Annotated in this window: 14 protein-coding genes; all 14 read left to right on the top strand. The window is 53.2% G+C overall.

Annotated features, from left to right (window positions below; translation table 11 throughout):
• Positions 1-9 precede the first annotated feature (9 nt).
• Complete coding sequence (gene nusB / locus ACFOUO_RS15460) at positions 10-456, top strand: transcription antitermination factor NusB (protein ID WP_380706041.1); 447 nt, start codon at positions 10-12, stop codon at positions 454-456.
• Between the two features lie 133 nt (positions 457-589).
• The gene (folD, locus tag ACFOUO_RS15455) at positions 590-1429 is read left to right on the top strand and encodes a bifunctional methylenetetrahydrofolate dehydrogenase/methenyltetrahydrofolate cyclohydrolase FolD (protein ID WP_380706268.1); all 840 of its coding nucleotides are present in this window, start codon (positions 590-592) and stop codon (positions 1427-1429) included.
• A gap of 32 nt (positions 1430-1461) precedes the next feature.
• On the top strand, positions 1462-2832 hold the full coding sequence (gene xseA, locus ACFOUO_RS15450) for an exodeoxyribonuclease VII large subunit (protein ID WP_380706040.1): 1371 nt from the start codon (positions 1462-1464) through the stop codon (positions 2830-2832).
• The gene (gene xseB / locus ACFOUO_RS15445) at positions 2816-3067 is read left to right on the top strand and encodes an exodeoxyribonuclease VII small subunit (protein WP_380706039.1); all 252 of its coding nucleotides are present in this window, start codon (positions 2816-2818) and stop codon (positions 3065-3067) included. Before xseA ends, xseB begins: the two co-directional genes overlap by 17 nt.
• Position 3068: 1 nt before the next feature.
• Positions 3069-3965, top strand: a complete 897-nt coding sequence (locus tag ACFOUO_RS15440; RefSeq protein WP_380706038.1) for a polyprenyl synthetase family protein — start codon at positions 3069-3071, stop codon at positions 3963-3965.
• Positions 3966-4761: 796 nt separating this feature from the next.
• Positions 4762-5385: a hypothetical protein gene (locus ACFOUO_RS15435; RefSeq protein WP_380706037.1), complete on the top strand. Its 624-nt coding sequence runs from the start codon at positions 4762-4764 to the stop codon at positions 5383-5385.
• Entirely contained in the window at positions 5366-7258 is a 1893-nt protein-coding gene (dxs, locus tag ACFOUO_RS15430) for a 1-deoxy-D-xylulose-5-phosphate synthase (RefSeq protein WP_380706036.1), read from the top strand. The genes ACFOUO_RS15435 and dxs overlap by 20 nt, the downstream gene beginning before the upstream one ends.
• Before the next feature lie 10 nt (positions 7259-7268).
• Positions 7269-8078 carry a TlyA family RNA methyltransferase gene (locus tag ACFOUO_RS15425; RefSeq protein ID WP_380706035.1) on the top strand — a complete coding sequence of 270 codons (810 nt, stop codon included), beginning with the start codon at positions 7269-7271 and terminating at the stop codon, positions 8076-8078.
• A gap of 71 nt (positions 8079-8149) precedes the next feature.
• Positions 8150-8668 carry a hypothetical protein gene (locus ACFOUO_RS15420; protein WP_380706034.1) on the top strand — a complete coding sequence of 173 codons (519 nt, stop codon included), beginning with the start codon at positions 8150-8152 and terminating at the stop codon, positions 8666-8668.
• Positions 8669-8698: 30 nt separating this feature from the next.
• Positions 8699-9583 (top strand): NAD(+)/NADH kinase, encoded by an 885-nt coding sequence (locus tag ACFOUO_RS15415; protein WP_380706033.1) that lies wholly within the window; start codon positions 8699-8701, stop codon positions 9581-9583.
• A complete protein-coding gene (gene ahrC, locus ACFOUO_RS15410; RefSeq protein ID WP_380706032.1) occupies positions 9580-10026 on the top strand; it encodes a transcriptional regulator AhrC/ArgR in 447 nt (148 codons plus the stop codon). The genes ACFOUO_RS15415 and ahrC overlap by 4 nt, the downstream gene beginning before the upstream one ends.
• Positions 10027-10038: 12 nt before the next feature.
• Positions 10039-11733, top strand: a complete 1695-nt coding sequence (recN, locus tag ACFOUO_RS15405; RefSeq protein ID WP_380706031.1) for a DNA repair protein RecN — start codon at positions 10039-10041, stop codon at positions 11731-11733.
• Positions 11734-11923: 190 nt separating this feature from the next.
• Positions 11924-13258, top strand: a complete 1335-nt coding sequence (gene spoIVB / locus ACFOUO_RS15400) for a SpoIVB peptidase (RefSeq protein ID WP_380706030.1) — start codon at positions 11924-11926, stop codon at positions 13256-13258.
• Positions 13259-13378: 120 nt separating this feature from the next.
• The gene (gene spo0A, locus ACFOUO_RS15395; RefSeq protein WP_380706267.1) at positions 13379-14146 is read left to right on the top strand and encodes a sporulation transcription factor Spo0A; all 768 of its coding nucleotides are present in this window, start codon (positions 13379-13381) and stop codon (positions 14144-14146) included.
• The last annotated feature ends 118 nt before the right edge of the window (positions 14147-14264 follow it).

The following is a 14264-nucleotide window of genomic DNA, read 5'->3' as shown; positions in this document are numbered from 1 at the left end:
AAACGGTTGATGGGCAGAAGACAAGCGAGAGAGCGAACGCTCCAGGCCCTGTATCAGTTGGAGATGAATCCAGGTGCCGGAGAGCAAGTGTTTACGGAACATAAAAGCCGCTTGGAAGAGGATGTGGAAAGAAAAGAGGATCTGGCTTTCTTCCATCGCTTAATGGAGGGTGTCAGGAAACATCGCAACCGGTTAGATCCTATTATCCAGCGGTTTCTTAAGAAGGACTGGACTCTTTCTCGACTTTCGCTGGTGGATCGAATGATCCTTCGCATGGCGGTTTATGAACTGCTCTTTGAAGAGGAAGTCCCCTTTGGAGCAACCCTGAACGAAGCGGTAGAGTTGGCTAAGACTTTTAGTACCGAGGAATCAGCCCGGTTTATCAACGGCGTGTTGGGAAATATCCTGAAAAACATGGAAGAAGTACAGGGGACTCTATCGCTGGAAGAAAAATAAAAGTCGAACGTTAGAAGAGAAAATATAGATTATCGTTCGCATCTGTCCTTTACACCAGGGTTGTCCCGCGGTAAACTGAGGGCGGAAATCATCAGAGACACGAAGGGAGTTTTTTTCAGTGGAACGGGGACAGATGCTCGATGGTAAAGCGATCGCGGCTCAAATCAAAAACGAGATGAAGCAACAGGCAGGGGATCTGGCCCAAGGGGGCGTCCGTCCAGGTCTGGCTGTCGTGCTGGTTGGCAATAACCCGGCTTCGGAAGCATATGTCCGGGGGAAAGTCCGGGATTGTGAGGAAGTAGGGATCTACTCCGAATTGATCCGGCTGCCAGAGGAGATATCTGAGGAGGAGTTGCTGGCAGAGGTGGAACGACTCAATGGGAATCCAGCGATTCATGGATTGCTGGTGCAGCTGCCTTTGCCTGACCATATTTCATCGGATCGAGTGATTGCGGCGATCCGTCCGGAGAAAGATGTGGACAGTTTCCATCCTCTCAATGTGGGCCGATTGGCGACAGGGCTGCCTTCTCTTCTTCCCTGCACTCCCCATGGGATTATCGAGATGTTAAAGCGAACGGGTATTTCACTGGCTGGGAAACATGCTGTTGTCGTCGGTCGGAGCAATATCGTGGGTAAACCGGTTTCACTCCTGCTTCAGAAAGAGAATGCCACCGTAACCATGTGCCACTCTCGGACCCGGGATTTGGCTAGCCATACCCGCCAGGCGGACATCCTGATTGCTGCGGTGGGACGCCTTCATCTCATCAAAGCGGAGCATGTAAAGCCGGGTGCAATTGTTATCGATGTGGGGATGAACCGGAATGAAGAAGGCAAATTAACGGGCGACGTCGATTTCGAAAGTGTTTGTCCTCTCACTTCCTACATCACGCCTGTCCCCGGCGGTGTTGGACCGATGACAAGGGCGATGCTTCTCGTCAATACTTGCAAGGCTGCTCAAGCTACCAGGGGCTGAATCTGATTCCGCGAAAGAAAAGAGGTGCTGGGATGCCGCTGACAAAGCCGGAAGAAGCCTTCACCATATCGGATCTCGTCCGTTACTTGACCCTCGTGATCGAACAGGATGATGTACTGGCCCAGATCCGAGTGAAAGGGGAGATCTCCAATTTTAAACGGCATTCCCGTGGCCATCTTTACTTTACATTGAAAGATGAAAACACTCGTATCCGGGCCGTGATGTTTGCCAGCTATAGCCGCCGTCTACGCTTTACCCCGAAGGACGGAGATGACGTGTTAATCCGAGGTAGAGTGGGTGTTTATGAACGGGACGGACAGGTCCAGCTCTATGTGACCTCCATGCAGCCGAAAGGGGTAGGAGATCTCCATGCGGCTTTCTTAGAACTGAAGGAGAAGCTGGAGGAGGAAGGGCTTTTTTCGCCGTTGTTTAAAAAACCTCTCCCCTTCTTGCCCCGGCGTGTCGGAGTGGTTACTTCCGCCCACGGGGCGGCGGTGCGGGATATCATTACGACGATCCGGCGGCGGTCTCCGATCGCGGATATCCTGCTTCATCCTGTCCCTGTACAGGGGGAGGAGGCACCTGAAGCCGTGGCTGAGGCAGTTGAACGAATGAACACCCTGGAGGTCGATGTCATCATCGTCGGTCGCGGTGGGGGTTCTCTGGAAGAACTTTGGGCATTTAACGAAGAGGTAGTGGCTCGGAGCATCCGCGCCTCCCGCATCCCGGTCATTTCAGCAGTGGGGCATGAAACGGATACCACCATTTCCGATTTTGTGGCCGATGTGCGAGCTGCTACTCCGACAGCGGCAGGCGAGTTGGTCATCCCTCGTTTCGATGATCTGGAACTGCGGTTCGCTTCCCTGAAAAGCCGTCTGTTGCGGGCCCAGCGCCAGCGAATGGCCGCGGCGGAAGAACGTTTCAGCCGTACGATGCGCCGTCCGGTCTTTCGACGCCCGGGACTACGGTTGGAACAGCAGCAGCAGCGGTTGGATCACCTAACCGCGGACCTGGTGAAGGGAGTCCGTCTTCAGGCAGGAAGCTGCCGAAATCGGTTGGAACAAGGGGAAGCTCGTCTCAGCGGGCAGCGTCCCTCGGCGCGGCTCCAAGCTTTCTCTGACCGGTTGACTCGCCTGACACACAAGTGCAAACTGGAGATGTCCCGTTACACCCGGGATAAAAGGGTGGACTGGCTCCGACGAGTGGAACGCTTGGATGCGCTCAGCCCCCTCCAAGTGATGAAGCGAGGATACTCTCTGGTTTACCGTCGCGGTGGAGAAGAACTGGTTAAATCCGTCCGTCAGGCGGAACCGGGGGATCTGATCCGGGTACGGTTTACCGATGGGAACTTGAAAGCCCAAGTCTGGGGATGGGAGGAGAACCCCGATGATGGAATCGGATAAATTGGAAGACCTGCCCTTCGAAGAGGCGATGGAGAAGCTGGAAGAGGTGGTGGACCAGCTGGAAAACGGGGACATCCCACTAGAAGAATCTATTCGTCTCTTTGAACGGGGAATGCGGTTGTCCCGGCTATGCGGCCAAAAACTGGAGCGATTGGAGAGCCAGGTAGAGAAGCTGGTTCAAGAAAACGGCGAATGGGTAAAAAAACCTTTTGCACCGGAGGAGGATGGGGAATAAGGTGGATGAGATCCAACAATATATGAGAGAGAAAGCGGAGCAGGTAGAGGAGAAGCTGGGCGAATACGTGAAAGAGGCACCGGGTGTGCCGAAATCATTGAAGGAAGCGATGACTTATTCCCTGATGGCAGGCGGGAAACGATTGCGCCCAACCCTGGTGCTGGCGACTGCGGAAGCCTTGGGTGGAGAGGAGGCCAAAGCCCTTCCCTTTGCCTGTGCAGTGGAAATGATCCATACATATTCGTTGATCCACGATGATCTGCCGTCGATGGACAACGACGATTACCGCCGCGGTCGGCTGACCAACCATAAAGTGTACGGGGAGGCAATGGCCATCCTGGCGGGGGATGCACTCCTGACCAAGGCTTTTGGTGTGATGGCTGAGGGTGCTTTAGATGCCGGTCTTCCTGGGGAAACCGCTCTGAACCTGATCCGGGAAGGAGCTGTTCGAGCGGGAGCGGAAGGGATGGTTGGCGGGCAGGTGAAGGATATCCAGGGGGAAAACGGGAAGCTGGAACTGGAGCACTTGCAGGATATCCATCGCTCCAAAACGGGAGATCTGATTACGTTTTCTGTCCGTATGGGTGCTTTGGTAGCAAATGCGACGGAGAATCAATTAATCACTCTCACAGGATATGCAGAACGACTAGGGCTTGCTTTCCAGATTCAAGACGATGTACTCGATGTAGTAGGGGATCGGGAAAAACTCGGTAAACCGGTGGGAAGCGATGAAGAGAAGAACAAAGCCACCTATCCGGCCCTTTTGGGATTGGCGGCCTCTCGGGATTGGGTGCGAAACCTGGTGGAGGAGGCAAAGGAACTGGTTCGGTCGGAACCGGGAATCCGGGGGGCACGGCTCCTCGCTATTGCTGATTATCTGGTAAGCAGAGAAAGCTAACGGGAAAGTCCCCGCAATTGTCCGGTAGAAGAACATTGTGATATAATGACCCCAATATTGAGTGGCGCAGTATTCTAGTCGGTCCTCCTCCTCCGAAGGCGGGGCTAAAAATCCGCTAAAGGGCACATCGATGAAGTTCCTGGTGTTTGCTTCCGACGCCCAGTTGGGGGTTGATGCTGGGGGTTAAGGAGGAAGGGCGATCCACAAGGGCATGTGGGCGAGGACCCATCCTCCGCGGAGGCCCAAGTGCGTAGCCGGGTATACCAAACCCTGGCGATGGCTTGGGGTATGAACCTGCATGGAAGGCCGTTGGAGGTTGGAATGCAGCGTAGCCTGCCTTGAGTGGTGTTGCGGGGAGACAGGTATCCTCTGGATGATCCTGTTGAAAGCGGCATTGCAAAAGAGGCTAGGGGGAGAAACCGGGGCTGCCGGGGAAAACCCCTAGACTGTTTGCCGTGAAGGCAAGGCGGGTAGGGGATTGAGGTGCGGACTAAGTGGCAATCCAGTCCGGTGGACGGTGACGCCGCCGAAAAGGGTTGTAAAGGGAAACCACCGCATTGGCAACAGTGCGGATACCCTTTTGGGAAATCCTACTGGACCTGAAGCCGTAAGATTTACCTTGCCCGTTGCCACTCATCTTCTCTTTGGCTGCACAGGGTTATTCTTTCAGATACACGTCCGATCGGCCGTTGGCGGGCCGGCCCCACCGTGCCGGTCCACCCGGAACGAATGCCGGCCCGCCACAAGCGGCCGGCATTCTGTGTCTAACGGGAATTTTTGGGGGAGTCATTGATGGATGATGCATGAGATTTTGCGACAATCCCTTCGCTGGGCCATTCTAGTCACCCTGATCACCGCTCTCCTCTCTATCTTGCTCCATGCAGCCTCTGCCACATTGTTACGGGGGCTTCCCTTGTGGGGAGGCATGGTGGTGGTCTTGATCATCATCCTGGTCGGCGTCGTTTTTGATATGATGGGGATTGCTGCAGCTGCCGCCCGGGAGTGCCCTTTCCATTCAATGGCTTCCCGAAAGATCCCCGGGGCGCGGCACTCAATCGTAATTATCCGGAAGGCGGATCAATTTTCCAGTTTCTGTAACGATGTGGTAGGGGATATCAGCGGCATTGTCAGCGGAGCGGCTGGTTTTGCAGTGGTGGTTGCTTTGGTTGTCTCTCTGGACTTTCATGAGGGACGATGGTTGTTAGAAACCTTGACGATCGGGCTGATCTCCGCCCTCACCGTGGGTAGCAAAGCTCTGGGCAAAACCTTTTCCATTCGATTTGCGAATGAAATCATTTTTCGATTAGGCAAGCTTTTATTTATCTTAGAGAATCGATTTCATATCCGTGTTTTCAATGTAAAGAATAAGAAAAAACGAAAGCGAAAGCGAGGCGTTCTTCGTGCACCTCGAACAGATTAACTCGCCTGAACAACTAAAGAAGGTTCCCGCCAGGGAACTTCCCCATCTGGCGGAGGAAATCCGGCAGTTTTTGCTGGAAAGCCTGTCGGTGACAGGAGGTCATCTCGGCTCTAACTTGGGTGTCGTGGAACTGACCCTTGCTTTACATTATCTCTTCGACAGCCCCAAGGATAAATTCCTGTGGGATGTCGGGCACCAGGCTTATGTCCACAAAATCCTAACCGGAAGGCAAAAAGACTTTCCCACCTTGCGTCAGTACAAAGGCCTATGTGGCTTTCCGAAGCGGGACGAGAGTGAACATGACTGCTGGGAAACGGGTCATAGCAGCACATCGTTGTCCGCTGCGATGGGTATGGCTGCTGCTCGGGATATTCAAGGGGAAAAATATCGTGTCGTGCCGATTATCGGAGACGGTGCTCTCACCGGCGGGATGGCGTTGGAAGCTCTCAACCACATCGGGAATGAACAACGCAACATCATGGTGATCCTAAACGATAATGAAATGTCCATCTCCCCTAACGTGGGTGCCCTGCATAATTATTTAGGAAAACTTCGCACCCATCGCCATTACAACAAAATGAAAGAAGAGGTAGAGGTGCTTCTCAAGCGAATTCCCTCTGTGGGAGGCGCTTTCGCCCATGCGGCGGAACGGATCAAGGACAGTCTCAAATATCTGGTGGTATCCGGGGTACTATTTGAACACCTAGGCTTTACCTACCTAGGCCCTGTTAACGGTCATCATCTGGACGAGCTGATAGAGTGCCTCCGTCAAGCGGATCGGACCAAAGGCCCCGTGCTGGTTCATGTGGTAACACAAAAAGGAAAAGGTTACCTACCGGCTGAAACCCATAAAGAGAAACTTCATGGTGTTTCCAAAGGGTACAAGCTGGAAGTCAGCAAAGGGGTGAAAAAAGCGGGTGACGGTCCTGTCAAATACCCCAAAGTATTTGGGAATACCCTGATCCGAATAGCACAGGAGGACTCCCGGTTGGTGGGAGTCACTCCGGCGATGTTGAGCGGTTCGGGGATGAATGAATTTGCCCACCGCTTCCCCGACCGGTGTTTTGATGTGGGTATCGCCGAGCAACATGCTGCTACCTTTGCTGCGGGGTTGGCCACGCAGGGTTTAAAACCGGTGCTGGCGATCTACTCCACCTTTTTACAACGGGCTTATGACCAGGTGATCCATGATATCGCCCGTCAGAAACTGGATGTTCTTCTCGCAGTAGACCGTGCCGGATTTGTTGGCGAGGACGGCGAAACGCACCATGGGGTTTACGATATCCCTTACTTGCGTTGTATCCCCAACATGGTGATCATGATGCCCAAGGACGAAAATGAATTTCAGCAAATGCTCTATACCGGTCACAAGTATGCGGGCCCGATTGCTGTCCGATTCCCGCGGGGGACCGGCATCGGCGTCGAAATGGATGCCGAACTGAAGGAAATGCCCATCGGTAAGGGAGAAGTACTCCGAGAGGGGCGGGATGTTGCTCTGTTCGCTTTCGGGCCGATGGTCTCCCCTGCCCTGGAGGCTGCTGATCGGCTCGCCCGGGAGGGAATCCGGGCTCGGGTGATCAATGCCCGTTTCGCCAAACCTCTGGATTATGAGCTGCTCGATCAATTGATTGAAGATCAGATGCCCGTTGTCACCATCGAGGAAGGAGCGGTGATTGGGGGATTAGGCAGTGGGGTTCTAGAATATTTCGCTGAACAAGAGGCGACAGGAATCCAAGTTAAAACCATGGGTGTGCCGGATTATTTTGTAGAACACGGCTCCCCTGATGAGCAGAAAAATGAAGTGGGCCTAACCGCTGAAAATATCGCCGGTGCCGCGCGTACCATGGTTCCACGGCAGCGCCGCCGGGCTTGAGGAAAGAACGTTGACTAAAGAGCGGTTGGATGTTCTCCTGGTGAATGGCGGTTTTTACGAAAGCCGTGAAAAGGCTCAACGGGCGATCATGGCGGGTTTGGTTCGGGTCAACGGAGATCGGGCGGATAAACCGGGAACCAAGATTCCGGAGGACGCCTGCCTGGAAGTAATCGGCCAAGAACATCCTTATGTCAGCCGGGGCGGGCTGAAACTGGAACGGGCCATTGAGGTGTTTTCCCTTGAATTAAAAGGAAAAACAGTGCTGGATATCGGGGCGTCCACTGGCGGATTTACGGATTGCGCTCTGATGAACGGAGCGGAAAAGGTTTACGCAGTGGATGTGGGATATGGCCAATTGGCCTGGAAGCTAAGGCAGGATGAGCGGGTGGTGGTGATGGAACGGACCAACTTCCGCTATATGAAATCGGAGGACCTCCCTGGTGAAAAACCGGATTTCGCCGTGATCGATGTCTCCTTTATCTCGCTGTCTCTCATCCTACCTCCCCTTAGGGAAATGCTGAGGGAAGAGGCGAAAGTCATCGCTTTAGTTAAGCCTCAGTTTGAAGCCGGCAAAGAGCAGGTTGGGAAAAAAGGAGTGGTACGTGACCCGGCTGTCCATCGGGAGGTACTCCTCCGTTTTGTCACCCAAGCTGAAGAGATGGGGTATCAGGTGTTCGGAATCGCCCCGTCACCCATCACCGGTGGGGGAGGAAACATTGAGTTCTTAAGCTACCTGGGGTGGCCCGGGGGTGCGGAAGCAAACGACTGGACGCCGGTAATTGCGGAAGTTGTTAAGGAAGCCCATGAAAACCAGGGTTAATCGCTTTTTTCCAAAGTAACAGGATTTTGTAATCGGGGATCCGAATTCAATAGGAAAAGGAGGGATCCCCGATGCTCCGTGACGGCGATGTGATCGTCCTTTTCCTCTTGCTTGTCCTGGTCGTATACTTGTTCATCCGTTGGTGGAAGCAGGCGGACCTCAATCCGGTCCTCACGGTTTCGTCTCAGCCGGTTCGGGGGGAGGTCCCTTCGATTTTGGAGGCCGACGGATACCAGGTGGTTGCAGCGAAACAACGGTTGCCCGTAGCGGTCCATGTGGGGGACCAAAGCTATGACAGCCGGTTGTACGTGGATTATGTGGCTACCCGGGGGGGGCAGACCTACTTGGTCATACAAGCCAAGGCGAAAAAGCCCCTCCGATTTTCCGGTGCCACCTTGCGGGATCAATTCCTAGCTCATGCGCTTGCTTTCCGGGCAGCTGGAATCTTGTATATGGACGCGGCCCATGGCACCTATAAGACGATTTCCTTCGATGTAACCGGGGTACGCTTCACCCCCGCCCGGAAGCGGTTGGCCTCCCACCTGTTTACACTGGTTCTCGGGGCGTTGATCGCGCTGTTGATCCGATAATACCGTTTGATTTCCGACGAGGTGGAGCCATTGAAGACAATCGGCATTCTGGTTAACAAGGGCAAGCCGAAAGCTCGCGTCGTTCTACGAGAGCTTGTATTGTTGCTGGAGGAACGGGGGGCCCAAGTCTGGGTGGATCCAGATATTGCGGTAGAGTTGGATCGACCGGACCTCGGCCTTCCCGTAAATGACTTCCCCGAAAAAGCGGATATCGTATTTGTGCTCGGTGGGGACGGAACCCTTTTGGGAGTGGCCCGGCAACTGGCTGGACACAGTGTCCCTATCCTCGGTTTTAATCTTGGTCACCTCGGGTTTCTGTCTGAAGCAGAACCAAACAGTTTGTCCTCGGCTGTCGACCGTGTGTTGGCGGGGGACTATTACATAGAGGAACGGCTCATGCTGGATGCTGAGGTGGACCGGGATGGGCAGGTACTGGAGAAAAGCATTGCACTGAACGATATCGGGATTGCCAAAGGTTCCTTTAGCCGTATGATTACAGGGATTGTCTATATGGACGGTGTCCATCTGGGAACGTATTCCGGCGATGGACTCATCGTATCAACACCGACAGGTTCCACCGCGTACTCTCTCTCCTGTGGGGGGCCGATTGTTTGGCCTGGAGTGCCTTGTTTGTTGCTCACCCCGATCTGCCCCCATACCCTCACTTCCCGTCCGATGGTACTGCCGACGGATGGGGTGCTGGAAATCAAGGTAAGTGCCACTCACCGAGATATCGGCCTTACCATCGACGGGCAATTGGGATTCCGGTTAAAGGTGGATGATGTGATCCGGGTACGTGTATCCCCTCATATCACTTCCTTAATCAAATGGAAAGAACGGTCTTTCTTCGAGGTTGTCCGGAAGAAACTTCAAGGTGAGCAAGAAGAAAACCCCGGGCTGGAGGGCAGGAAATGAAAGCACAACGACATATCAAAATCAGAGAGATCATCACCAACCGGGATATTGAGACTCAGGAGGACTTGGTGGCCGAGTTGAGAAAAGCCGGTTACAATGTTACCCAGGCAACCGTTTCCCGTGACATCAAGGAGCTTCATTTGGTGAAAGTACCGACCAATCATGGGCGATATACTTATTCCCTCCCGGCTGATAACCGTTTCAACCCTCATCAGAAATTGAAGCGGATGCTGTCGGAGGCCTTTGTCGGGATTGATCGTAGTGAGAATCTCCTCGTGATGAAGACAATGCCAGGAAACGCCAACGCCATTGGAGAGCTTCTTGATAACCTGGATTGGCCGGACCTGATGGGAACCATCGCTGGTGATAACACGATCCTCTTGATCTGCCGGGATAAAGAAAAGGCCCCCCAAGTGGAGGCCCGTTTGATCGACATGTTGTAGGAGTGGATGCCGATGCTGCGTGAATTGTCCATACGGGACTTTGCCATCATCGAACAGGTTCATTTAACTTTCGATACGGGTTTCCATGTTTTGACCGGGGAAACAGGAGCGGGGAAATCGATCCTTTTTGATGCGCTCAGTCTCGTTGTCGGCGGGAGGGGTTCCGCCGATTTCGTCCGTCATGGGTCTAAAAAGGCGGAAGTGGAAGCACTCTTTGAAGTGGAAGACGGTCATCCCGTCCACCGCACGCTGGACGAGTTGGGCCTTTGTCTGGAAGAGGAGTACCTTCTTGTACGGCGGGAGGTCTCACAAAATGGGAAGAGCACTTGCCGTCTAAACGGGCAATTGGTCACCTTGGCGATGCTAAAACAGGTGGGGCAACACCTCTTAGATATCCATGGTCAGCACGAACATCAATCTCTCCTCCGGGTAGAGGAGCATCTGGCCTGGCTAGATGCTTTCGGGGGCTCGGCTTTGACGACAGAGCGAAGAAAGTACGGAGACATCTTTCAGGAACACCAAACGGTTGTCAAGGAACTCGAACAAATCGATGCAGATGAAAAAGAGATTGCTCAACGGATGGACCTGCTGACCTTCCAGAGGGAAGAGATCGCCGCTGCCCGGCTCACGGCTGGTGAAGATGAGGAACTTGCCCGGGAACAGAGCCGCTTAGCCCATGCGGAACATTTGGCCCAGAATGCGTCCCGTGCTTTTGAATACTTGTACGGAGAGGAACAGGGAGCGGAACGTATCAACCGTGCAGCGAGGGATCTAGAAGACATCGTCGGTTATGACGAGTCTTTGGCTCCAGTGTTGGAGCTGGTTCAATCCGCTTACTACCAGGTGGAAGAGGCGTCTCGACAACTGGGTCGGTACAAGGACGAGTTGGAGTTTGATCCGGCTCGCTTGGCGGAGGTGCAGGAACGTCTGGCAGCCATTGATCAGTTGAAACGGAAGTATGGGGATGATGTGGAGACCATCATCCGGCATGGAGAGCAAGTTGCTGAGGAATTGAACCGTTTGGAACACCGGGATGAAAAGAAGGCCGAGTTGGAACAGGAAAAAGAGGCTCTTTTCGGCCAGATGGCCGAGCAGGGGGCTCTTCTCACCCGTTTACGCCGGGAAGCGGCACTTGCCCTGGAAAAACGGGTGGAACGGGAACTGACCGATCTCAATATGAAGGGCACCCACGTTCATGTAGCTTTCCACGGGGACGGGAAAGAACCGGTCTATACGGAGACAGGAGCCGACCGGGTAGAGTTTTTGATTGCCCCCAACCCAGGCGAACCCCCTCGTCCGATGGTAAAGATCGCATCGGGAGGGGAACTGTCCAGGATCATGCTGGCTTTGAAGACGATCTTTTCCGACCTGGACGGTGTCGGAACGCTAATCTTCGATGAAATCGATACCGGTGTAAGCGGACGAGCAGCTCAAGCGATCGCTGAAAAGATTACACGACTTGCCCGCAGTTGCCAAGTGCTTTGTGTCACCCACTTGCCTCAAGTCGCCTGTATGGCTGATGTTCATTTCCATATCATCAAAGAATCAAATGAGGAAAAAACCCGGACACGGGTGAAGATGCTGACCGATGAAGGTCGGGTATTGGAACTGGCTCGGATGCTTGGCGGGGTGGAAGTCACCCAAACGACTCGTACTCACGCCATGGAGATGTTACGGTTGGCGGAAAAGACAAAACAAGCCTTGTGATCATTCCCCCCAAATGCCATTGTGCACTGGGGGGGTTTTTTTCATTGGCTAACCTCCTGTGTCAGCCGGCCCTTTCGGTGATGAGGAAGCATTTGCGTGACATAAAAGAAAAGGAGCGCGGACACCTTAATCATTACGATGGAGACATCGCCGTGGAGGTGTAGGCAGGAAAAGCAGGAGTGTGAAAGCCGTGGGGCACAGACAGAGAATCAAATGGACGGGGTTATTTTTGGTGCTTTTGTTGGCATGGGGAAGCATGAGCATCCCATTTCGTCAGTACATGGCGTTTCCATCGGAAATGCGGCTCTTCTCGGGGAGTTGGAAAGAACTTCGCCTAACGATGCCCGTTTCGGCGACGGCGGTTGTGGCGAACCCCAGGGTGGCAGCAGTCAACCGGGCGAATGAGAGCCAGGTACGTCTGCATCTCAGTAAGCCCTTTACCTTGGTTTCAAAGCACATCGGTCAAACGCAGTTGACCTTGCGTCTGTTCGGGATGTTACCGGTAAAACGGATGACAGTAAGTGTGCTTCCTGATATCCGGGTGGTTCCGGGGGGGCAATCCATCGGGGTAAAGATGCAATCCGCCGGAGCCATGGTCGTGGGCCACCATCTGATTCGGGGAAAGGAAAAATCCCCCGGTGAATTGGCGGACATCCGGGTCGGGGACTATATTTTGGCCATGGACGGGGAGCCCATTCACGAAATTGGACAGTTGGCTAAAAGCGTCGATAAGGCAGGCAGGGAAGGCCGTCGGATCCAAGTGTTATTGGCAAGAGGAGCGGCAAAGAAAAAGGTGTTTCTGAAGCCGATTTGGGATTCGGGTGAGAAATGTTACCGCATTGGTCTTTATATCCGGAATTCGGCAGCCGGTGTTGGTACGCTGACTTTTTACGATCCGAAAAAGAAAGTGTACGGTGCACTCGGTCATGTGATTACCGACATGGATACAGGTCAGCCAATCGCTGTCGGGGGCGGTAAGATCGTTCACTCTAACGTTACCTCCATCCAAAAGGGAGCGAATGGGGAACCGGGGGAAAAGCGGGCAATATTTTTCAGGGAAAACCAGATCCTTGGAACGATCCGTCATAATACCCCCTTTGGCATATTCGGCCAGATGGAACGAGAACCCGAGAGCAATCGAACGGTCCCAATCGCTCTGTCTGAAGAGGTGAAAGAAGGACCGGCCAAAATCCTGACGGTGGTGGAAGGACAGAAAGTGGAGAGCTACGACATCGAAATTGTCCATCTCATTCATCAGAAATTCCCAGCAACCAAAGGGATGATCATCAAAGTAACGGATCCCCGATTGCTCAATAAAACGGGCGGGATTGTACAGGGAATGAGCGGGAGTCCCATATTGCAGAATGGAAAATTGGTTGGGGCTGTCACCCACGTTTTTGTCAATGACCCGACGTCGGGTTATGGAACGTACATCGAGTGGATGCTACAGGATGCAGGGGTTCTCCCATCAGCGGCTTCTAAACAAAGCCGCTTTTTTTTATGCAAAGGGTCAAATAAACGGTAATTAACGGAAAAAACCCTGATTGAAAAAGAAGGAATGGGTAATACGGTTGTCGAACTTTTTGACATAACAGGATAGCGGAAAGTACGCGTAAAAAAGAGGGAGGGGCCGTTTTTGGAGAAGATGCGTGTCGTATTGGCTGACGACAACCGAGAATTTGCCGAACTATTGAAAGATCATCTGAATTCACAACAGGATATTGAGGTCATCGGCGTGGCGTACAACGGGAACGAAGTGATGGACCTGCTTGACCGGGAGATGCCAGATGTACTCGTTCTGGATATCATTATGCCGCACCTGGATGGTCTTGGTGTATTGGAAAAATTGAATGATCGATCGGAAGCAATGCCGAAAATCATCATGTTGACGGCTTTTGGTCAGGAGAATATCACCCAACGGGCCGTCGAACTCGGAGCGGCTTATTATATCTTGAAGCCCTTTGATATGGAGGTGCTGACTCACCGTATCCGCCAGATGCAAGGTCGACCAGTAACATCGACCCGCGGGACTGGGATAACTGCCAGCGCCCCGCGTACGGAAAACTTGGATGCCAATATCACCAATGTTATTCATGAAATCGGCGTACCGGCTCATATCAAGGGGTATCTCTATCTAAGGGAAGCGATCACGATGGTGTATAACGAGGTGGAGTTACTGGGGGCGATCACCAAAACCCTTTACCCCCGAATCGCCGAGAAATACAATACCACACCCAGCCGAGTGGAACGGGCGATCCGCCATGCCATCGAAGTCGCTTGGAGCCGGGGAAACATGGATTCCATCCGCAAACTGTTCGGTTATACGATCAACGTTAGCAAGGCTAAACCCACGAATTCGGAATTCATCGCCATGGTGGCTGACAAGCTCCGAATTGAACATAAAGTGGGATAATCGCTAGGATGATGAGGATTTTGGCGGTTTAAGCCGAGAGCATCTATACCGATAAACTTCGGAATAAGGCGTTTCATACCGGTAAATTTCCGGGGTGTATGCCGACTAATTCTCGCTA

Origin of the sequence: Salinithrix halophila (genome assembly GCF_042650125.1) — a bacterium.
GTDB lineage: Bacteria > Bacillota > Bacilli > Thermoactinomycetales > DSM-45169 > Salinithrix > Salinithrix halophila.
This window is presented reverse-complemented; position numbering and strand designations above follow the sequence as displayed.

What these genes read in the sequence shown, in the direction of transcription:
- recN (WP_380706031.1), top strand. Translation starts at nt 10,039, where the DNA reads ATGCTGCGTGAATTGTCCATACGGGACTTTGCCATCATCGAACAGGTT.
- ACFOUO_RS15435 (WP_380706037.1), top strand. Translation starts at nt 4,762, where the DNA reads ATGATGCATGAGATTTTGCGACAATCCCTTCGCTGGGCCATTCTAGTC.
- folD (WP_380706268.1), top strand. Translation starts at nt 590, where the DNA reads ATGCTCGATGGTAAAGCGATCGCGGCTCAAATCAAAAACGAGATGAAG.
- ahrC (WP_380706032.1), top strand. Translation starts at nt 9,580, where the DNA reads ATGAAAGCACAACGACATATCAAAATCAGAGAGATCATCACCAACCGG.
- xseB (WP_380706039.1), top strand. Translation starts at nt 2,816, where the DNA reads ATGATGGAATCGGATAAATTGGAAGACCTGCCCTTCGAAGAGGCGATG.
- spo0A (WP_380706267.1), top strand. Translation starts at nt 13,379, where the DNA reads ATGCGTGTCGTATTGGCTGACGACAACCGAGAATTTGCCGAACTATTG.
- nusB (WP_380706041.1), top strand. Translation starts at nt 10, where the DNA reads ATGGGCAGAAGACAAGCGAGAGAGCGAACGCTCCAGGCCCTGTATCAG.
- ACFOUO_RS15420 (WP_380706034.1), top strand. Translation starts at nt 8,150, where the DNA reads ATGCTCCGTGACGGCGATGTGATCGTCCTTTTCCTCTTGCTTGTCCTG.
- xseA (WP_380706040.1), top strand. Translation starts at nt 1,462, where the DNA reads ATGCCGCTGACAAAGCCGGAAGAAGCCTTCACCATATCGGATCTCGTC.